Source organism: Candidatus Stoquefichus massiliensis AP9 (genome assembly GCF_000455285.1).
GTDB classification, from domain to species: Bacteria; Bacillota_I; Bacilli_A; order Erysipelotrichales; family Coprobacillaceae; genus Stoquefichus; species Stoquefichus massiliensis.
The window spans coordinates 225,814-245,501 of sequence record NZ_HG005290.1; the positions used below are offsets into that span (position 1 = coordinate 225,814).

The window sequence follows — 19,688 nt, forward strand, 5'->3', positions numbered from 1 at the left end:
TGTTAAAGAATGACCTACCCATGCCTGAGGAACTTTCATTTCCACAACACTATAATTATCATCTAATTCAATTAAATCAGTAATGTTCTTTCTTAATAATGAACGCGCAACTCTTTCTCCCATTTCTTTTTCAGGGCGACAAACACGATCAGCACCAATTTTTTCTAAAACAACTTTAAAACGTTTGTTTTTCGCTTTTGCAATAATATAAGGAACACCTATTTCTTTAAGATTAAGAACTCCTAATAAACTTTCTTCTAAATGATTCCCAATCGCAACAATACCAACATCAAATTCTTCAACACCTAAATCAATTAAAAACTGCTGATCTGTAATATCTCCAATAACAGCCTTTGTTGCAAATTCAGAAACCCTTTGTACGCATTCAGGATCTTTATCAACTGCAAGGACCTCGCATCCAAATTGTGATAATGTTTTTGTAATTGTAGAACCAAAAACGCCAAGACCTAAAACAACATACTGTCTGTTTTTCATACTTCTAACCTATCAAGACATTTGCTTCTGGATAAACAATGTCTTTCCCTTTCATTTGATTATAACGTTTTGCAAAGATTAAAACCATTGTAATTGGTCCAATACGACCAATATACATTAATATAATAATGACAATTTTTCCAACGCTTGTCAAGAGCGGTGTCACTCCAGCAGTTAATCCCACTGTTGCAAAGGCAGAAAAGACCTCAAATACTAAATCAATAAATGGAATGACTTCACTTACTGCTAAAACAATAAGACCTATAATACAAATAAAGAAACTCACCATAGCAATTGTTAAAGAACGCTTTACAACCTGATCGGAAATCGAACGTTTCATAAGTTTAATACGATCACTCCCAATAACTAAAGAATGAATATATAATAACATAATTGCGAAAGTAACAGTTTTGATACCACCAGCAGTTCCTGCTGGAGATCCTCCGACAAACATAAACATAGACATAATTAGTTTTGTAGAAACATGCAAAGCACCAATATCAACAGTTGCAAAGCCTGCTGTTCTTAATGTTGTTGACTGAAAAAAACTAGCAAGAATTTTTTTGGGCCAAGGCATTGTCCCCAGTGTTTTCATATTATCAAACTCTAATCCTAAGATAATCACAGTACCTGAAATCAACAAGAATATAGTGATCAAGAAAACAATCTTAGTATGAAGCGATAAAGATGTTATAAATTTTCTTAATTTAAAGACTTTAAAATTATCTTTATAGTGCTGCCATGCCATTCTTAAGTCAACCCAAACAACAAAACCTAATCCACCAGCAATAATCAGTGCTGAAATGACAAGATTAACCAAAACATCACTATGATAATTCATCAAGGAGTTGGCCCCTAAAATATCAAATCCTGCATTACAAAAAGCTGAAATAGAATGAAATAAAGAATAATATATGCCTTTGATTAAACCAAATTCAGGAATAAACACAAAACTTAAAAATAAAGCACCTAAAAGTTCAAAAACAATTGTATATTTAATAACCCTTTTAATATAAATACTCATAGCACGCATGGAAGTCTGGTTCAATGCTTCTTGCATAATAATCTTATTGGTATATGATAGTTTTCGTTTAAAAGCCACAAGCATCATATTTAAAAGCGTTAAAAAACCTAATCCACCTATTTGGATTAATGATAGGATAACAAGTTGTCCAAAAACAGAATATTGTTCTGAAACAACAACAGGAACCAAACCAGTAACACAGGTTGCAGAAGTTGCTATAAAAAGATGATCTAAATAAGGAATAACTGTCCCTTGATTTGAAATAGATAATGATAATAATAATGATCCGATAATAATAACCATAAAGAAACTAAAAGCTATTCTTCGCGTTGGTGAGAATGACTTTTTCTTTTTATCTTTATGAATATCAATTGCTTCCATGTTTGTCCTCCCCTAAAATCATTTCCGCACACATGATGCCATCCACGGCTGCTGACATAATTCCGCCAGCATAGCCCGCACCTTCGCCGATTGGATAAAGTGCATCACAATATTCAGATGTATATTGATTGTTTCGTAAAATTCTAACCGGTGCACTGCTTCTAGCTTCAACTCCTGTTAGGAGTGTTGATTCATCAATAAAACCAGGCATTTTCTGATTCATGAGTTTTAAGCCTTCTTTTAAATTTCGATTGATAAATTCAGGAAATAATTTATTTAAATTAGCCAATTGATAACCTGGCTTAAAACTCGGTTGTATCTCTTTTAGTTCCCCAACTCTATCCTCAAAATAATCCACAACTCTTTGCACTGGTGCATGATAATGACCTCCACCCAGCAAAAATGCCTGATGTTCTAATTGACGTTGAAACTGGATACCAGCAAGAGGATGATCATCACCAAAATCAGCAGGTATCACATTAACCAAAATAGCACTATTTGCATTATCTGCATTTCGCGCATAATAACTCATACCATTAACACATAATGTTTCTTTTTCATGCTGTGAAGGGACTACATATCCACCTGGACACATGCAAAATGTATAAACACCCCTTCCTTCACTTGTCTGTACTGCCAATTTATAAGGTGCTGCCTTTAAATGTGGAGAATGAGCACTTTGTTTATACTGTATCGCATTAATACACTTCTGTGACTGTTCTATACGTAAACCTACAGCAAATGGTTTGGCTTGCATTGGCAAACCTTTCTGATATAACATTTCATATGTATCCCGAGCACTATGTCCAATTGCTAAAACAAGGGCATCTGCTTCTAATGTTTTCATTTGATCATGCGATTTCATTTGAATTTGATAACTTTGATGATTGTATGTAAAATCAACCATTTGTGTTTCAAACAAGAAATGAACACCATGACTTTCCATGGTCTTCCTCATATTGATTAAAACACGACGTAAATAATCCGTTCCTATATGAGGCTTTGATTCGTATAAAATATCTCGAGGAGCCCCATGTTCAACAAAAGTCTCTAAGATATATTGCAAACGCGGATTTTTTATTCCAGTTGTTAGTTTACCATCAGAAAAAGTACCTGCTCCGCCTTCGCCAAAAGCAATATTACTATTTGGATTCAAAATTCCCTCATGAAAGAGCAAATCTATATCTTTCACTCTATCTTCGACTTTTTTGCCTCTTTCAATCACTGTGACATCTTCTCCAGACATCGCCAAAACATAGGCACAAAATAAACCTGCTGGGCCACTGCCTACAACTGCAACTTTTTGCTTATTTGATGGCAAGTATTGATAATGATATGGTTTCACTTTTTGAACCTGTGAATGTTTAGATAAAAATTCTTTCTCATTTTCTACTTCAAAATCAAAACTACAAATCCAATGAACGTTTTGTCGTCTTGCATCAACTGACCTTTTTGATAAATGAATATTCTTAATTTCTTTTTCTCTAACATTTAAGATCTGTGAAACGATCTTACTGTAATTTGTCTGTCCTAATTTAACTTTGACATTATGTACTCGTAACATTGTCTTCCCTTTCTATTGCCTTTGCAACATGTGATGCACTTGCAAAAGCAAAATGCAAATTATAGCCACCACACAATCCTGCTACATTAAGAATTTCTCCAATAGCATACATATGTGGATACTTTTTAATAGATAAATCATCATTCACTTCTTTTAAAGATAAACCACCTTTCATAACCTGTGCTGTCTCAAATGAGTTTAAACCAACAATATCTAAACTAAAATGTTTTAGTTGTTTGACAATTTGTTCTACTACATCATTGGGTTTCTTTTCAAAATAAGAAGCAATCTTTGTATGAAGCAATCCATCGTAGAAATGATTATAGCCCTTATTGATACGAAGTTCAATATATTCAGACAATTTCTTTTCATCTATTTCATCAAAAAAGTCAATCATGAGTTGATACTGATGTCCGCTCTGATAAAATGCTGATAATTGCATAACAGCAATTCCACTGACACCATAATCTGTAAACAGTAATTCTCCTTTTTCCTGATGAATACATTGATGATTTTCTAACAATGAAAAAGTCCCTTTGACTCTCACACCTTTCCATTGTTTCATAATTGGATTTGTTTTCATTTGAACAAGTGATGGTTGAGGCTTAACAACATTCAAATTTAATTTATATAACAAATCATAACGTGATGTATTTATCCCAGAAAGTTTTCCTGCTTCACTTCCCATAGCCCAAATAACTGTATCAGCATGAAATGTTTGTTGCTGTGTGTAAAGTGTATAAGTTCCATGTTCTTTAATTGATATCACTTCTTGGTTATAAAAGAAAAGAACACCTAATTCTTCTGCTCTTTGCATCATAACATGTTTCACCGATAAGGCCTGCTCACTTTTAGGATATAATAACTGTCCCTGATAATATGAATATAACCCTAACTCATTCATCTCTTCTTGAACATCAAAATGACGAACTATATCATATACTAAATTTGGATGATCACTTTGGTAACACTCTTTATTAATATATTGATTAGATAAATTACAACGACCATTTCCTGTTGCTAATAATTTTTTTAAAGGTGCCGAATTTTGTTCTAAGACAATCACATCACAATCTATCATTTCTTTTTTTAATAAAATTGATAAATAAACTCCCGATGCACCAGCTCCAACAATAACGATTTTTCTCATTTATACCACCTATTATGAAGTGACTTTTGTCAAGATAAATTTACAATTCATAATAAAATTTATTCAATTTTATCATCAAGGGCATACATAGGCTCCAAAATACAGTTTCTTCGACAGTTAACCACTCTGTTATTCGTGGATTGGTACCAAAAGGTTAATCGTTCGTCGACAAACTCTATAATCTCTTTGCGTGGATCAACAATTTCTCATTTAAATGAAATCGCAACTTTCCATTTAAATATTACTCCTATAAGAGGTGGATCTTAGATAGCTGAACCTGTTCCTTGGTTTTGAATCCTATCTATGCCATCGATATTCTGCTGATTTATCTCTCTTTAAGTCATCCATTCCTTTCTTTAATTTTATATTTTTTCATTAAGCAATATTCCCTGTCTCTACTCTCCATACAAAGCATGCTAATTCTCGTGCTATTGCTGTTATAGCAATATTTCTGTTGACTCCTCTTAATATCTTACGTTGATACTTCTTTTGCAGTCTTATGACTGCCTTATCTGCATAATCTATAACTTTTACATCCTGTCCTTTTGTTTTGACTTGATTTTCTTTCCTTTTACGCCCTGCTTTCCTTTTACCAATGTCTGAGCTGCCTCTGTTAGTGCCTTTAGTGATGGAATCCATCTCGATAATCCTGGATATCTCAATCCTGTATTTCCATCAATTGCACATAAACTGTATGTTTTTTTTATGGACATCCATTCCAATATAGATTATACTTTTTATAGTGACCTCCTTTTGTCGTTATGGTAACGATTCTATAATATTTATTCTAATCTTATTATGAATCTAAATCCACGTATTGGCAAGTGGGAGGTCACTTCATATTATCTCTTTCATTATTTTATACGAAATATAAGGATTATACCATTTTTTATTGAAAAATAGTGAAAAAATGTTTATAATACAAAAGGAATTTTAAAAGGAGGAATCACGAATGGGTAGAGCACATGAAGTGCGTAAAGTCGCTATGGCGAAAACAGCTGCAAAAAAAGCAAAAGTCTATTCTCGTTATGGAAAAGAAATTTATTTAGCAGCAAAGGCTGGTGGACCTGAACCTGATGCGAACTTAACACTAAGACGTTTAATTGAAAAAGCCAAGAAAGATCAAGTTCCTGCTGATGTCATTAAACGTGCTATTGATAAAGTCAAAAGTGGTGTGACAGAAGATTATGAACCAATTCAATTTGAAGGATTTGGTCCTAACAATTCAACAATCATTGTCAAATGTTTAACTGATAATATTAATCGTACAATTTCTCAAGTTCGTCCAGCATTTACAAAATCTAAATCTAAATTAGGTGCTGAAGGTTCAGTTGCTTATTTATATGATGTAGAGAGTACTGTGATTTTTAATGGTATGAACGAAGAAGATGCATTGGAAGCTTTAATTATGGCTGAAGTTGATGCTAAAGATATTACAACTTTAGAAGATGGACGTATTAAAGTTACTGGAGAACCTACTGATTTATATAAAATCAAAACAGCTATTGAAGAAGCTAAACCAGATGTTGAATTTGATATTTATGAAATCACAACAACACCTCAGGATTATGTAGAACTCGAAGGTGATGATATGATGTTATTTGAAAGATTAATGGATTTATTAAATGATTGTGATGATGTTGATCAAATTTTCCATAATGTTTCTAATTATGATGACGGAGAAGAAGAATAACATGTTTTTCATGTTATCTTTTTTTATATGTTAGTTACCCACCTCTATCATAGTGGCTGTTTGGTCGAATTAGAGCATCATAGTCTTCTCTTTGATTATCATCAGGGAGAACTTCATATCAATCCAAACAAACCTTTATATGTTTTTGTTTCACATCGTCATTTCGATCATTATAATCCTGAAATTTTTAAAATCATTCATCCACATATCACATATATTCTTTCTGATACATTACGTCATAAACATGAAGCACACTACGTAGATATCAATCAGGAATACGATTTCAATGATATTCATGTCAAAACATTATTATCAACTGATGAAGGATGTGCTTTTATTGTTCATGTAGAAAATCAAACCATATACCATGCTGGAGATTTAAACTGGTGGCATTGGGATGATGAGCCTCGTAAAGATAATGAATATCAGGAAATAACGTATAAACAAGAAATCAATCGAATCAAAGAAACGATTGATTTAGCCTTTGTAGTCGTAGACAAACGACAAGAAGGAGATTATTTGCTTGGTTTACAATATTTCCTAAATCACGTTAAAGCTCGGTACATTATGCCAATTCATTATTTTGGAGATTATACAATCACAAAACAATTACAACAAGAAAAACTTAATAATCCATACATGGCTGAAATTATACCAGTTCATCACCAAAATGAAACATTTGAGATCTTCTAGATCTCTTTTATTTATTTGCAATGTTCAAATTGAAAATTTAAACATTGCAAATAAAAAGTAAGTTGTATGATTTCATACTACTTACTAGGAATAATTTCTAGCCAATAATCGTCAGGATCATGAATAAAATAAAGACCCATCGCTTTATTTTCAAAACAAATACACCCCATTTTTTCATGTAATGCATGTGCTTCGTCATATTTATCTACAGTAAAGCAAATATGACTTTCATTTTCTCCAAGTTCATAAGCTTGTGGATGGTCCTTTAACCATGTTAATTCTAACTGAAACGGTGTAACACCATCACTTAAATAAACAAGTTGAAAACTCCCATCACTAGATTCTTTTTCTCTAACAACCTCTAAACCTAATGCTTCTTTATAAAAAGCAATACTCTTTTCTAAATTTGTAACATTAATGTTACAATGGTTAAAAACAGCTTTCATTGACTTCCTCCTTATTATGGAATAATTATAACGGTAATTCTATCAGTCCACAAGTTCCTTTTGTCGTTTCTTTGGTAATGTCAGTACATAACTTTCCTGTATCATTGTTTTAATATCCTCTGTTGTAACAGTTCCATCTAATATAATCGAATTCCAATGTTCCTTACTCAAGTGGTAGCCAGGAACAACAGACTCATATTTTTCTCTAAAGAAATCTAGCCAGCCTCTTGTCCCTTTCACATTCACCCATATATTTCCCTGACGTTCATATATCCATGCAAAGACCTTCTTATTTTCTTGATGTCTCATACATGTCCAATTGATATCAGAGAAAGGATAATCTTCATAAACATTTTCAAATGTCATGCAATAGTTTATAGCCTCTTCTCTTGTCTCCATATTTTCACCTTCTGTATTTATTATACATAATTTTGTAAGTAAACAAAATGATTTTAGCACTAATTTTATAGAAGTGCTAAATGTTCATATTCAGTTCATATAACAGTTTATAATTATCAGTGTTAGCAATCAATAGTTATGAGTGCTAAATAATAAAGGAGGAAGATATTATGTTAAAGCCATTACATGACTATGTTATTTTAAAGAAAGAAAAAGCAGAAAAGACAACTGCAAGTGGAATTATTTTGACAACGCCAAAGGAACAAGCAAGTAATCAAGCTACTGTTGTTGCAGTTGGACCAAAATGTGACGAATTATTAAAAGAAGGTATGACTGTTATTTTTAAAGAATATTCTGGAACAAAATTTAAAGATAATGATGATGAATATATGATTTTAGAAGAAGAAGATATTTTAGCGATTGTTGAATAGGAGGAAAAGAAAATGAGTAAAGAAATTCGTTTTTCAAAAGATGTAAGAGATGCAATGTTAACAGGAGTAAATACTCTTGCAGATGCTGTAAAAGTAACAATTGGTCCAAAAGGACGTAATGTTGTTTTAGATAAAGGATATGGTTCACCCCTTATTACAAATGATGGTGTTTCTATTGCAAAAGAAATTGAATTAGAAGATGCTTTTGAAAATATGGGAGCAAAACTTGTTTATGAAGTTGCCAATAAAACAAATGATGTTGCAGGTGATGGAACAACAACTGCAACAATTCTTGCTCAAAGCATGATTCAAAGTGGTTTAAAAGCAGTTGAAAAAGGAGCAAATCCTGTTTTAATGCGTGAAGGTATTGATTATGCAAGTAAGGAAGTTGCAAAATATATTTTAGATAAATCACATATTGTAGAAACAAGCAATGATATTGAAAGTGTTGCAACTATTTCTGCTGGTGATTCAGCAATTGGAAAAATTATTGCGGAAGCAATGGAAAAAGTAGGACGTGATGGTGTTATCAGTGTTGATGAATCAAATAGTTTTGATACTGAATTAGAAGTCGCTGAAGGTATGCAATATGATAAAGGATATGTATCACCATATATGGTCTCTGATCGTGAAAAAATGACTGTTGACTTAGATAATCCATTCATTATGGTAACTGATCAAAAAATTAATACTATTCAGGAAATCTTACCAATTCTTGAACAAGTGATGCAATCTAATAAACCTTTATTGTTGATTGCTGATGATTTTGAACAAGAAGTGATTTCAACATTAGTTGTTAATAAATTAAGAGGAACATTTAATGTTGTTGCAACTAAAGCTCCTGGTTTTGGTGATAACCAAAAAGAAATCTTACAAGATATTGCTATTTTAACAAATGCAAAGTTCTATAGTAAAGATCTTAATATGAATTTGAAAGATATGCAAATGGAAGATTTAGGAACAGCTAAAAAAGTGCATATCACAAAAGACCATACAACAATGATTGGTGGTGCTGGAAGCAAAGAAGATATTGATGCTCGTGTTCATGAAATCACACAGCAAATGAATAATGCAAAAAGTGATTATGACAAAAAGAACTTTGCAGAAAGACTTGGTAAATTGAGCAATGGTGTTGCGATTATTAAAGTTGGTGGTGCAACAGAATCAGAGTTAAAAGAAAAGAAATTACGTATTGAAGATGCTTTAAATGCTACAAAAGCTGCTGTTAGCGAAGGAATTGTTATGGGTGGCGGTGTTACTCTTGTGAATGCCTATGTTGCTTTAAAAGATCAATTAAAAGATGAAGTTGTAGATAAACAAAAAGGTATTAAAGTTGTATTAGATGCCTTGTTAGCTCCTATGGGTCAAATTGCTGAAAATGCTGGATTTAACAGTGATGAAATTGTTGAACAACAAATGAAATCAGCTGAAGGACAAGGTTTTGATGCTAAAGATGGTGAATGGGTTGATATGTTTGATAAAGGTATTATCGATCCAACAAAAGTTGCACGTAGTGCTTTATTAAATGCGGCTAGTATTTCTGCTTTATTCATTACAACTGAAGCCGGTGTTGCTCCAATTAAAGAAGATACGCCTGCTCCTGCTCCAATGGGTGCTCCAGGAATGTATTAAAATGAATAAAAACACATAGACAAAAAAAGATTCTTACTCAGTTATGGGTAATCATAAAATTAGAGGATTTAAAATTATTGAATTTATCAATAACATTTAAATCCTCTTTTTCATTTACATCCCAAAGTAAGAAAGAACCAAAAAAAGGTTTATGTGTTTTTTGTTTGTTTAAAGTCTTGCAATATCTGTTTCCTGAGCTTTTTTAGCAACTGCTTCTGCAACCACTTTTGCAACACGTGGATCAAGAGCCTGAGGAATAACATATGTTGGTGATAATTCTTCATCACTGACCAATGATGCTAACCCATACGCCGCCGCCAATTTCATTTCTTCTGTTATTTTACGTGCTCTCACATCTAAAGCTCCTCTAAATAAACCAGGAAAGGCTAAAACATTATTAATCTGATTAGGAAAATCAGAACGTCCAGTTCCCATGACTGCAACACCTGCTGTAATAGCATCTTCGTATTTGATTTCAGGTTCTGGATTTGCCATTGCAAAGACAATTGGCTTTTCTTTCATATGACTTACCATTTTTGAAGTTAAAACACCAGGTGCAGAAACACCAATGAAAACATCTGCTTCTTTTAAAGCTTCATCCATTGTTATTCTTTTAGCTTGAGAATTTGTGATCTCTGTTAATTCCTGAGTCAGAAAATCATATTGATGATAATCTTCTTTTGTCACAATTCCATGAATATTGAATCCATAAATTTCTTTGACACCTAAAGCATGTATCATTTTGATAATTGAACTACCTGCTGCACCTGTTCCACTGACAACAACAGTAATATCTTCAACTTTTTTATGAACAACCTTTAAAGCATTCAGCAACCCTGCTGTGACAACAATTGCCGTTCCATGCTGATCATCATGAAATACAGGTATATCCAATTCATTAATTAATGTTCTCTCTATTTCTACACAACGTGGTGCACTAATATCCTCTAAATTAATACCACCAAATGTTGGAGCTATAGCTTTCACAATTTGAATGATTTCCTGTGGATCCTTTGTATCTAAACAAATAGGAACAGCATCAATATCACCAAATTTTTTAAATAAAATAGCCTTTCCTTCCATCACTGGCATAGCTGCCTCCGGACCAATATCTCCAAGTCCTAAAACAGCTGTCCCATCACTGACAACTGCAACACTATTTTGTTTCCATGTATATTGATAGACATTATCTTTGTTTTTTGCAATCTCCCGACATGGCTGAGCAACACCTGGTGTGTACGCAAGAGATAAATCATGACTTTCATTCAAAGGAACCTTCATTTGAATTCCTAATTTTCCTTTAACCTCTTTATGTAATTGTAATGCTTCCTGATAAATATCAGACATCTCCCTCATCCCCTTTTCAACTTGTTTATTATGCCATAAAACAAAGCAAATGAAAAGCCCAAATCATTTGATTTGAGCAATTATTCTTGAACATCCAATTTAAGAGTCTGTTCATTTAAAAACAATCCTTGGGATAAAGACAATTGACATTTTTGATTTTCACTCATTCCAATTGTTTCTCCATCTCTTAATACTGCATCTTGTTCGATGATATAACAAACAATATTAAATAGGAACTCGTGAAGTTGTGCCAAAGGAACATTTGAAGTTAAGGTCTCAATTTCATAATGTCCAAAAGTTTTTAATCCTAGGGTATACATATGATTTCCATCTTCATTTGTCACAATACCTAAATACACCCACAAAAAGATTGGTAAACTAGCATCCTTTGCATAATCTTGCATAATATCAGTATAAATATGTTTTGGCCAGACAATCTCATCACCATAAACAGCAATTGCCTGATCAAAATGTAAACAAGCATCTATGCATTGACTTTGTATTAACATAGCTTCTTTTGTTGATATATCATGAGCTATCATTGAAACAATAATATGTGCCTGATGTTTCTTGACATGACTAACAGCATCTTCCCACATATAACATCCCTGTGCATAGTATTCTGCTTCACCTTCTGGAACAGGTCCATCCATTAAAGAAAAAGCAATTATTGATTCGCCAATATTTCCAACCAAAATACTATCATCGTTATTTTCTGAAAGATCTAACTCAATATTCCAATGATGTTTTAAATAATTAAGTATTTTATGAAAATCTATATTTGCGTTTTCTAATAATACAAAGTTCACGAAAGTACTTCGAGATTCAGGAGGAACCTGACTATTGGCCTGATCCATCCAATATGCTCTTATGTTTTCTACCATTTGAATACATTTTTCTTTAGCATTAAGAGGATCATAAAGTTCATATTCACTAAAGATATGTCCACAATGTCCTAACTCATCTTCATGATATCCCCCACAAACAGCAACTTTCCATTTTCCAAACATATTTTCTTTAAATTTAAATATATAATAATGTAAATCATGCAGATCAAATTCCTCAGTCAGTTCTATTTGATAGGGATTCTTCCCTAATTCATTTTCATGACTTAACCACTCAATCATACATAATTCAGCATTCTCTCTTTGTTCCATCGTTTCTCCTTTTATAATGTAGTTATCATTATAGTCATAACACCATCATAAGTCACTTCTTTTTGATCACTGCAAATAATAAAATGATCTCCCTTTTTCACTGCTTGTCCTTCTATTGTTCCTTCTCCTTCTAAAACACTGACCATTTGGAAAGGTTTATCATTAACAACAATATTTTCTCCATCCATTCTATAACAGTCAACAGTAAAAAATTCACCTTCAACATAACGCGTCTTTGAACCATGATCTAAATGTGTATTTGTAAACAATTTATTAGAATCATTATTTGATGGTACTGTTGTCACATCAATTGATTGCTGAACATGTAATTGTCTTTCATTGCCATCTTTATCTTTACGATGATAGTCATAAACACGATAAGTAATATCTGATGACTGCTGCGCTTCATAAATTAATGAACCGCTACATATAGCATGCAATGTTCCTGAAGGGATGTAGAAAAAATCACCTTTATTAATTTCAAATGAATTTAATAAATGATCATAATCATCATTTTCAATTGCTTTTACAAATTCATCTTTTGTTTTTGCATGATGCCCCATAACCATCTTTGTTCCTTCATCTGCCTGTAACACATACCAGCATTCTGTCTTTCCTAAAGAATTTTCATATTTTGCGGCATATTCATCATTAGGATGAACCTGTACAGATAAATCATTTTTTGCATCAATAATTTTTGCAAGCAATGGAAATTGTTCTCCTTCTACATTGCCAAATAATTCTCTATGGTTTTGCCAAAGCCAAGAAACGCTTTTTCCTTGAAACTCACCATCTGCAATAATACAATCTCCATTTTTGTGGCCCGAAATAGCCCAACATTCTCCTGTTTGATCACTTGGGATGTCATAACCATAAATATCTCTTAATTTATGTCCTCCCCAAATCATTTCTTTAAATACTGGTTGAATCTTTAAAATATGTCCCATACTCTTCATCCTTTCCTATATATTTTAATAATTCTTCTATTTGATTCTCGTGAAATAACTTTATATCGTGTTCCTGACACATTTTTGCAAAAACACCTTGTCCATCTACCAAAGTGTGACTAAATGTACCATCATAGATACCATCACAGCCACAACTTGGACTTCTAAATTTTAAAATAGCAACCTTGACATCATTGTCAAGAAACACTTTCAATGCTTTTTTAGCTCCACTGATATATTCTTGAGTCACATTTTGACCCTGATTTGTTTGAATGAACAACGGATCTGTGTTTTGTATCTCTGCTGGATCTCGAGGAATTGGTAATCCTCCCAATACTTCTGGACAAACAGCAATCATTTTCCCTTGCTGATATAATGTCATCAATTCTTCTATCAAATGATGATGACCACTATAAGTACAATTTTCACCCAACAGACATTTACTCACACCTATCATTTAAGATTAACTCCTTTAATTCATCAGCATTTTCAACAATATAAGTTGCCCCAGCCGTCTCTAACTCATGACGACCTCTAAATCCCCATGTTACACCAATGGTCTCCATATTCGCATTATAACCTGTATCAATATCTACTTGACTATCACCAATAAAATAACATTCCTGATGTGATACTTTAAGATTCATCAGCGCTATACAAGTTGATTCAGGATGGGGTTTCAATGGATAAATTGTCTGTTGACCAATAATAGATTGAAAACATCCTGGAAAACAATGTTCTACAATACGCACTGCTAAATAATGTGGCTTATTTGTTACAACACCTAATTGAACTCCAGATTGACGAAGTAATTGAATCAGTTCATAGATGCCTGGATATGGCTCAGTCTGATCTAAACACTGTTCTTCATACACTTTATGAAATTCCTCTAAGCATTCATCTAGCATATCAATATGATCCTGTCCCAATGCTCTTTCCATAAGTTTCTTTACACCATTTCCTACAAATTGATTATACTCAGATAATTCATATGTAGGGAGATGATGAATCTGTAGTACTTTGTTTACTGAAATAGCTAAATCTGCCAACGAATTAACCAAAGTTCCATCCAAATCAAAAAGACATCCTTTTTTCATACATTCCTCCTACTATGTATCATTATAACAGTATTGAAAAAATAATGAAAGATGTTATAATGAAATATGTGTAAAATGAGGTGAAGGATATGAACAAATTAAAAACAACAAAATATATGAACATATTTACCAATATTGGATATGTCCTTGGTTTTGGACTTATTATTTGGTATATTATTTCTAGAAACAATGCATTACTTCCTGTAATAGGAGTCATTATTATTTTTCTTGGTCGTGCAATTGGTTACGGATTAGACAGAGTAGTTGAATTAAAAGATGAAAAGAAGAACTCATAATTAAGTTCTTCTTTTTCTTTTGAATCTTGTTATGATAATTCCAACAATGATTAATGGAAATCCAAATAATATCAAATAATAAAGTAATACTTCAATGATTGAACTCTCTATTGTTTTTGTAGCTTCTAAAGAATATTTATACAATACTTGATTTTCATAATAGAAAGTTATCGTTCCTAATGAATCTCCTTTTTGAATAGGTGATTCAATAAATGTTGGAGAATCAATAGTTATATCAATATCAGATTTTGTTATATTTTTATCACACAGTATAGTTATATCTTGAGGAGCATTGAGTTTATATTGAATTTTCAATGATTTTGTTATCCAATAACTTTCTATCTCCTCATCTTTTTTGTAAAACACAATTTGATGAAAATGATCATTCATATATTGACATACTGTGACTGCATCCTGTACATGATTTTGTGTATATTGTCCTTTTGCATATGCTGTAACAAGAATGAACTGGTGATGATCTATTGTCATCGTACTTGCAAATGTCAGTTGTGCTTCGTCTGTAAATCCACTCTTCCCACCATCGATTTTTTGAATATCTATATTTTTATAATCTTTCCCTCTTTGTAACGATGAAGTCCATTGATGATTACCTTTTGAACTCGTATGTTTTCTAGTTTCAAATACTTTAACAAATTCAGAGTTTGATAAAGCTGAATTTAAAAGAATGGCCATTTCATGAACGGTCGTATAATGATGATCATCATGTAATCCTGTTACATTCATAAAATGTGTATTTTTAAGATTTAAATCAGTTACTCTTTGATTCATTGCATCAACCAGGTTTGAAAGTGATCCATATGTTACTCTTGCAAGTGCATTGCATGCATCAGCCCCTGATGGCAACAACGCTCCATAAATTAAATCTTCATAAGTGACCCTTTCTCCCACATAAAAGCCTGCAACTGTTGCATGTGATTCTGCTAGACCTTTTAAATCCGATGCTTGAATTGTCACTGTTTCTGAAAGATCATCAATCTTTTCAAGAGCTAATGAAACAGTGACAATTTTAGTCATACTTGCTGGAAAAATTTTCTCATCACTTTTTTTCTCATAATAAACAAGCGATGTTTCACGATCATACAAATAAGCATATTTTGAGTGTAATTGAATCTGAATAGATTGAGCAGATACACTTTGCATTTGAAACATACAAATAACAGTTATTAATAAACAACTAATTATTTTCTTCATCTAAAATAACTCCTCTCTTTAAAAAAGAAAGTTTTGTCTCAGAAATAATAATTGCAATAAAAATCAAAACAAATCCCAGCACAACTTTCAATGTTAAAACTTCTCCATAAAACAAAACAGAAAAAGCCACTCCAAAAACAGATTCTAAAGAAAGTATCAATGAAGCATTGCATTCACTTGTGTATTTTTGACCAATTGTTTGACAAACCATTGTTACTGCTGTTGCAAAGAATGCTAAATAGAAAATTTGTAAAAAGATAGATGAATCTATTTGAGTGACTAAGGTTATATCTTCACCGATGAAAGCAAAGATTCCTGCAACAATAGCTCCTCCAACAAATTGATAAGCAGTAAATGCTCCACCATCAACACCCTCTGAAAACTTTTTAATCATAAGGATATGAATAGCATAAAGAAATCCACCACATAAAGTTAAGAAATCTCCAATATTTACTGTCAAATTTCCGTCTATGGAAACACATCCAATACCCAGCACACAAATAAAAGCAGCAATAAAATTATAAACATCAGGTCTTTTATGATAAAATAACCATACTAAAAAAGGAACAATAGCACAATAGACAGCTGTTAGAAAAGCATTCTTTCCAGGTGTTGTAAAATTCAATCCCCATGTTTGAACATAATAAGCTCCAAACAAACAACATCCTGTTAATAACCCTCCTATTATTTTTTGTTTAGGAAATGTTTTTATTTTTTTTAAAAATAAAATACTTAAGAAAATAGCAGCTAAAGTAAATCTGACAAGCAATAAAACCGCTGGTGTCAAGAAATCTACTGCACTTTTCATAACAATAAAAGAACTTCCCCAGATCATTGCTGCAGTTAATAACAGCAAGCCACCTTTCATTTTTTGACTCATACGCTTCCTTTCCAAAAAGAAATGGTACAAATGTACCATTTTCTCTTTTATCCATGAATTACATCATGACAACGATGACACAATTCCTCTTCCATTTCATCTGCATCAAAATAGTTCCAGCATCTTGGACATTGTACACCATTGAATTTTTCAGCCTTGATATAAGCTGTATCATATTCTGTTAAACCTTCTTGACTATCTACAAGTCTTACTTTAGCAACAATAAATAATTGTTTTAATTCTTCTGCTAAAGCTGACATATCCTGATAACCATCTTTTAGACAAATGGTTAATTTGGCTTCCATGTTTGATTTAATAACTTTTTCATTTCTTAAATCTTCTAATGATTTCATAACATCTTTTCTCAATGTCAAGAAACGATCATAATAAGCTTTCACATCGTCAGCATTTTCGACATCTAATAATTCTGGTTTTTCTTCTAAGAAAATAGATTCTTGTTTGTTATCATCACAATGGAAATGATCATGTAATTCTTCAGTTGTAAAGACTAATACAGGTGATAATAATTTCATCATTGTTTTTGCATAATGATAAAGAACAGTTTGAACTTGTCTTCTTCTTAAACTATCAGCTTTTTCAATATAAAGAATATCTTTTGTGAAATCCATATAGAAAGCACTTAAAGTATTAGTAAAACAGTTTAAAATCAATTGATTCGCTTCTGCAAAGTCATAACGTTCAAAGGCTTCATGATATCCTTTCATTAAGTTATTTAATTCAACAATCATATATTGATCTACACCTTCAAGTTTTGAAGTTTCAATAAGATCATGAGATGTAAAATCAGATAGATTTCCCAACACAAAACGCATTGTATTTCTCATCTTACGGTAATTTTCAGCAACTTGTTTCATAATTTCATCAGAGATACGAACATCAGACTGATATGCTACTGATGTTGCCCATAATCTTAAAATATCTGCACCATACTGATTAACCATTTTAATTGGATCAACAGTATTTCCTAAAGATTTAGACATCTTATTCCCTTTACCATCTAATACAAATCCATGTGATAAAACAGTTTTATAAGGAGCTTGTCCATGAGCAGCAGTTCCAATAATTAATGAAGAGTTAAACCATCCACGATATTGATCACTACCTTCAAAATATAAATCAACAGGATATGGATATCCTCTTTCCTTCATACATCCTGTATGAGATGATCCAGAGTCAAACCATACATCCATGATATCTTTTTCTTTTCTAAAGATTCCATTTGGTGAATGTTCATTTGTGTATCCTTCTGGTAATAAGAATTTTTCATCCTTTTCAAACCAAATATTTGAACCATATTCTCTAAATAGTTTTGAAATATGAGCAAATACGTCTTCTTCCATAATTGGTGTTCCATCTTCGCAATAAATAATAGGAATTGGTACACCCCAACTTCTTTGTCTAGAAATACACCAGTCTCCACGATCTTTAATCATGTTATAAATTCTAATGTGTCCCCATTCATTTAACCAATTCACTTTATCAATTTCACTTAATAGTTTCTCTCTGATTTTATCAATTGAACAGAACCATTGATCAGTTGCTCTAAAGATAATAGGTTTCTTTGTGCGCCAGTCATGAGGATAACTATGTGTAATAAATTCTAATTTCAATAAGACTCCTAATTCATCTAACTTCATTGTCACTGTTTTATTAGCATCATCAACATATTGACCAGCTAACCATTCTCCACAGTCTTCCATCATATTTCCATGTTCATCTACATTACAGTAAATATCTAAACCATATTTTTGACCTACAATAAAGTCATCCATACCAAATCCAGGAGCAGTATGAACACATCCTGTTCCAGCATCAGCAGTAACATGATCCCCTAAGATAACTAATGATTCACGATCATATAAAGGATGTTGACATGTAATCATTTCTAATTCTTTACCATTAAATCTTTGTAAGATTTCTTTTTGCTGTAAATCAAATTTTTCCCATAAAGAATCAATTAACTCTTCAAGAACTAATAGCTTCCCTTTTTCACTTTGGACAAGAGCATAAGTATAATCCGGATTTAAACAGATAGCTAAGTTAGCAGGAATTGTCCAAGGTGTTGTTGTCCAAATGACAAAACTTGTATCTGTATCTAAAATACCTTTTCCATCTTTAACAGCAAACTTCACAAAGATTGTTGGACTCTTCACATCATGATATTCAACTTCAGCTTCTGCTAATGCTGATTCACTAGACGGTGACCAATAAACAGGTTTTAATCCTTTATAAATCAAACCATCCATTGCCATTTTTGCAAACACATCAATTTGATTGGCTTCAAATTCAGGCAATAATGTTAAATATGGATGATCATAATCAGCAAATGTCCCTACGCGAATACATTGCTCTTTTTGAATTTCAACTTGTTTTAAAGCATATTCATAACATTTTTTTCTAAATTCAGCAGTACTTAATTCTTTACGGTTAACTCCTAATTTTTGAATAGCATTCTCAATTGGTAAACCATGAGTATCCCATCCTGGAATATAGGGTGTGTAATAGCCTTCCATATTTTTATAACGACAAATAACATCTTTGATGATTTTATTGAGCATATGACCCACATGCATATTGCCATTCGCATATGGAGGCCCATCATGAAAGACAAATTGATCTTTTCCTTTGTTTTGCTGATATACCTTTTCATACATGTTTGCATCTTGCCAGCGAGCAACATAACTAGGTTCTTTTTTAGGTAAATTACCTCTCATTTCGAATTCTGTTTTTGGCATTAATAACGTATCTTTATAATTCATTCTTATCCCTTTCCTTTCTCAATAAAAAAACGTCCTATTAAAGGACGTGATGACGCGGTACCAC

At 32.3% G+C, this 19,688-nt stretch carries 20 protein-coding genes and 1 other annotated feature (1 of these 21 running past the window's edge); of the genes, 5 read left to right on the top strand and 15 right to left on the bottom strand.

What is annotated here, in order from left to right; genetic code table 11:
• The 5 genes from BN350_RS12305 to BN350_RS12325 all read right to left on the bottom strand — a co-directional run.
• The coding region (locus BN350_RS12305; RefSeq protein WP_028043874.1) for a potassium channel family protein at positions 1 to 495 on the bottom strand (495 nt) is incomplete at its 3' end.
• A 4-nt stretch (positions 496 to 499) separates the two neighbouring features.
• Entirely contained in the window at positions 500 to 1,900 is a 1,401-nt protein-coding gene (locus BN350_RS12310; protein WP_028043875.1) for a TrkH family potassium uptake protein, read from the bottom strand.
• Positions 1,887 to 3,464 carry an NAD(P)/FAD-dependent oxidoreductase gene (locus BN350_RS12315; protein ID WP_028043876.1) on the bottom strand — a complete coding sequence of 526 codons (1,578 nt, stop codon included), beginning with the start codon at positions 3,462 to 3,464 and terminating at the stop codon, positions 1,887 to 1,889. The genes BN350_RS12310 and BN350_RS12315 overlap by 14 nt, the downstream gene beginning before the upstream one ends.
• On the bottom strand, positions 3,448 to 4,614 hold the full coding sequence (locus BN350_RS12320) for an aminoacetone oxidase family FAD-binding enzyme (RefSeq protein WP_028043877.1): 1,167 nt from the start codon (positions 4,612 to 4,614) through the stop codon (positions 3,448 to 3,450). Before BN350_RS12320 ends, BN350_RS12315 begins: the two co-directional genes overlap by 17 nt.
• A 375-nt stretch (positions 4,615 to 4,989) precedes the next feature.
• Positions 4,990 to 5,253, bottom strand: coding sequence for a hypothetical protein (locus BN350_RS12325; protein ID WP_028043878.1), 264 nt, complete (start codon positions 5,251 to 5,253; stop codon positions 4,990 to 4,992).
• Between the two features lie 313 nt (positions 5,254 to 5,566).
• Between BN350_RS12325 and BN350_RS12330 the strand changes: the two genes are divergently transcribed.
• Both BN350_RS12330 and BN350_RS12335 read left to right on the top strand, forming a co-directional pair.
• On the top strand, positions 5,567 to 6,307 hold the full coding sequence (locus BN350_RS12330) for a YebC/PmpR family DNA-binding transcriptional regulator (RefSeq protein ID WP_028043879.1): 741 nt from the start codon (positions 5,567 to 5,569) through the stop codon (positions 6,305 to 6,307).
• 27 nt (positions 6,308 to 6,334) lie between these two features.
• A complete protein-coding gene (locus BN350_RS12335) occupies positions 6,335 to 7,000 on the top strand; it encodes an MBL fold metallo-hydrolase (RefSeq protein ID WP_028043880.1) in 666 nt (221 codons plus the stop codon).
• A 77-nt stretch (positions 7,001 to 7,077) separates the two neighbouring features.
• On the opposite strand, the gene BN350_RS12340 is transcribed toward BN350_RS12335, so the two are convergent.
• Positions 7,078 to 7,446: a VOC family protein gene (locus BN350_RS12340; protein ID WP_028043881.1), complete on the bottom strand. Its 369-nt coding sequence runs from the start codon at positions 7,444 to 7,446 to the stop codon at positions 7,078 to 7,080.
• A 42-nt stretch (positions 7,447 to 7,488) separates the two neighbouring features.
• Positions 7,489 to 7,845 carry an MmcQ/YjbR family DNA-binding protein gene (locus BN350_RS12345; RefSeq protein ID WP_028043882.1) on the bottom strand — a complete coding sequence of 119 codons (357 nt, stop codon included), beginning with the start codon at positions 7,843 to 7,845 and terminating at the stop codon, positions 7,489 to 7,491.
• Positions 7,846 to 8,015: 170 nt separating this feature from the next.
• On the opposite strand from BN350_RS12345, the gene BN350_RS12350 reads away from it, so the two are divergent.
• Positions 8,016 to 8,276, top strand: a complete 261-nt coding sequence (locus BN350_RS12350; RefSeq protein ID WP_028043883.1) for a co-chaperone GroES — start codon at positions 8,016 to 8,018, stop codon at positions 8,274 to 8,276.
• A gap of 12 nt (positions 8,277 to 8,288) precedes the next feature.
• Positions 8,289 to 9,908 carry a chaperonin GroEL gene (gene groL, locus BN350_RS12355; RefSeq protein ID WP_028043884.1) on the top strand — a complete coding sequence of 540 codons (1,620 nt, stop codon included), beginning with the start codon at positions 8,289 to 8,291 and terminating at the stop codon, positions 9,906 to 9,908.
• A 168-nt stretch (positions 9,909 to 10,076) separates the two neighbouring features.
• Here the strand turns inward: groL and BN350_RS12360 are convergent, their stop codons facing one another.
• The 5 genes from BN350_RS12360 to BN350_RS12380 all read right to left on the bottom strand — a co-directional run bounded on the left by BN350_RS12360 (position 10,077) and on the right by BN350_RS12380 (position 14,456).
• Positions 10,077 to 11,255, bottom strand: coding sequence for an NAD(P)-dependent malic enzyme (locus BN350_RS12360; RefSeq protein WP_028043885.1), 1,179 nt, complete (start codon positions 11,253 to 11,255; stop codon positions 10,077 to 10,079).
• 80 nt (positions 11,256 to 11,335) lie between these two features.
• Positions 11,336 to 12,412 (bottom strand): DUF4261 domain-containing protein, encoded by a 1,077-nt coding sequence (locus tag BN350_RS12365; RefSeq protein ID WP_028043886.1) that lies wholly within the window; start codon positions 12,410 to 12,412, stop codon positions 11,336 to 11,338.
• 11 nt (positions 12,413 to 12,423) lie between these two features.
• Complete coding sequence (locus BN350_RS12370) at positions 12,424 to 13,359, bottom strand: type I phosphomannose isomerase catalytic subunit (protein ID WP_028043887.1); 936 nt, start codon at positions 13,357 to 13,359, stop codon at positions 12,424 to 12,426.
• The gene (locus tag BN350_RS12375) at positions 13,325 to 13,816 is read right to left on the bottom strand and encodes a 2-thiouracil desulfurase family protein (protein WP_028043888.1); all 492 of its coding nucleotides are present in this window, start codon (positions 13,814 to 13,816) and stop codon (positions 13,325 to 13,327) included. The genes BN350_RS12370 and BN350_RS12375 overlap by 35 nt, the downstream gene beginning before the upstream one ends.
• Positions 13,800 to 14,456 (bottom strand): HAD family hydrolase, encoded by a 657-nt coding sequence (locus BN350_RS12380; protein ID WP_028043889.1) that lies wholly within the window; start codon positions 14,454 to 14,456, stop codon positions 13,800 to 13,802. The genes BN350_RS12375 and BN350_RS12380 overlap by 17 nt, the downstream gene beginning before the upstream one ends.
• 89 nt (positions 14,457 to 14,545) lie before the next feature.
• Between BN350_RS12380 and BN350_RS12385 the strand changes: the two genes are divergently transcribed.
• Positions 14,546 to 14,752 carry a hypothetical protein gene (locus tag BN350_RS12385; protein WP_028043890.1) on the top strand — a complete coding sequence of 69 codons (207 nt, stop codon included), beginning with the start codon at positions 14,546 to 14,548 and terminating at the stop codon, positions 14,750 to 14,752.
• Here BN350_RS12385 and BN350_RS12390 read toward each other — a convergent pair whose 3' ends face one another.
• Genes BN350_RS12390 through ileS form a run of 3 tightly spaced genes read right to left on the bottom strand, consistent with a single transcriptional unit; the run spans position 14,753 to position 19,624 of the window.
• Complete coding sequence (locus BN350_RS12390) at positions 14,753 to 15,964, bottom strand: D-alanyl-D-alanine carboxypeptidase family protein (protein WP_028043891.1); 1,212 nt, start codon at positions 15,962 to 15,964, stop codon at positions 14,753 to 14,755.
• Positions 15,948 to 16,844 carry a DMT family transporter gene (locus tag BN350_RS12395; RefSeq protein WP_028043892.1) on the bottom strand — a complete coding sequence of 299 codons (897 nt, stop codon included), beginning with the start codon at positions 16,842 to 16,844 and terminating at the stop codon, positions 15,948 to 15,950. Before BN350_RS12395 ends, BN350_RS12390 begins: the two co-directional genes overlap by 17 nt.
• A gap of 47 nt (positions 16,845 to 16,891) precedes the next feature.
• Positions 16,892 to 19,624 (bottom strand): isoleucine--tRNA ligase, encoded by a 2,733-nt coding sequence (gene ileS / locus BN350_RS12400; protein ID WP_028043893.1) that lies wholly within the window; start codon positions 19,622 to 19,624, stop codon positions 16,892 to 16,894.
• Positions 19,625 to 19,661: 37 nt separating this feature from the next.
• Positions 19,662 to 19,688, bottom strand: a binding site (T-box leader); it runs 173 nt beyond the window's last position.

Bases quoted from the DNA above. Each gene is read 5' to 3' on its own strand.
- BN350_RS12310 (WP_028043875.1), bottom strand. From the start codon at position 1,900: ATGGAAGCAATTGATATTCATAAAGATAAAAAGAAAAAGTCATTCTCA.
- BN350_RS12315 (WP_028043876.1), bottom strand. From the start codon at position 3,464: ATGTTACGAGTACATAATGTCAAAGTTAAATTAGGACAGACAAATTAC.
- BN350_RS12320 (WP_028043877.1), bottom strand. From the start codon at position 4,614: ATGAGAAAAATCGTTATTGTTGGAGCTGGTGCATCGGGAGTTTATTTA.
- BN350_RS12325 (WP_028043878.1), bottom strand. From the start codon at position 5,253: ATGGATTCCATCACTAAAGGCACTAACAGAGGCAGCTCAGACATTGGT.
- BN350_RS12330 (WP_028043879.1), top strand. From the start codon at position 5,567: ATGGGTAGAGCACATGAAGTGCGTAAAGTCGCTATGGCGAAAACAGCT.
- BN350_RS12335 (WP_028043880.1), top strand. From the start codon at position 6,335: ATGTTAGTTACCCACCTCTATCATAGTGGCTGTTTGGTCGAATTAGAG.
- BN350_RS12340 (WP_028043881.1), bottom strand. From the start codon at position 7,446: ATGAAAGCTGTTTTTAACCATTGTAACATTAATGTTACAAATTTAGAA.
- BN350_RS12345 (WP_028043882.1), bottom strand. From the start codon at position 7,845: ATGGAGACAAGAGAAGAGGCTATAAACTATTGCATGACATTTGAAAAT.
- BN350_RS12350 (WP_028043883.1), top strand. From the start codon at position 8,016: ATGTTAAAGCCATTACATGACTATGTTATTTTAAAGAAAGAAAAAGCA.
- groL (WP_028043884.1), top strand. From the start codon at position 8,289: ATGAGTAAAGAAATTCGTTTTTCAAAAGATGTAAGAGATGCAATGTTA.
- BN350_RS12360 (WP_028043885.1), bottom strand. From the start codon at position 11,255: ATGTCTGATATTTATCAGGAAGCATTACAATTACATAAAGAGGTTAAA.
- BN350_RS12365 (WP_028043886.1), bottom strand. From the start codon at position 12,412: ATGGAACAAAGAGAGAATGCTGAATTATGTATGATTGAGTGGTTAAGT.
- BN350_RS12370 (WP_028043887.1), bottom strand. From the start codon at position 13,359: ATGGGACATATTTTAAAGATTCAACCAGTATTTAAAGAAATGATTTGG.
- BN350_RS12375 (WP_028043888.1), bottom strand. From the start codon at position 13,816: ATGATAGGTGTGAGTAAATGTCTGTTGGGTGAAAATTGTACTTATAGT.
- BN350_RS12380 (WP_028043889.1), bottom strand. From the start codon at position 14,456: ATGAAAAAAGGATGTCTTTTTGATTTGGATGGAACTTTGGTTAATTCG.
- BN350_RS12385 (WP_028043890.1), top strand. From the start codon at position 14,546: ATGAACAAATTAAAAACAACAAAATATATGAACATATTTACCAATATT.
- BN350_RS12390 (WP_028043891.1), bottom strand. From the start codon at position 15,964: ATGAAGAAAATAATTAGTTGTTTATTAATAACTGTTATTTGTATGTTT.
- BN350_RS12395 (WP_028043892.1), bottom strand. From the start codon at position 16,844: ATGAGTCAAAAAATGAAAGGTGGCTTGCTGTTATTAACTGCAGCAATG.
- ileS (WP_028043893.1), bottom strand. From the start codon at position 19,624: ATGAATTATAAAGATACGTTATTAATGCCAAAAACAGAATTCGAAATG.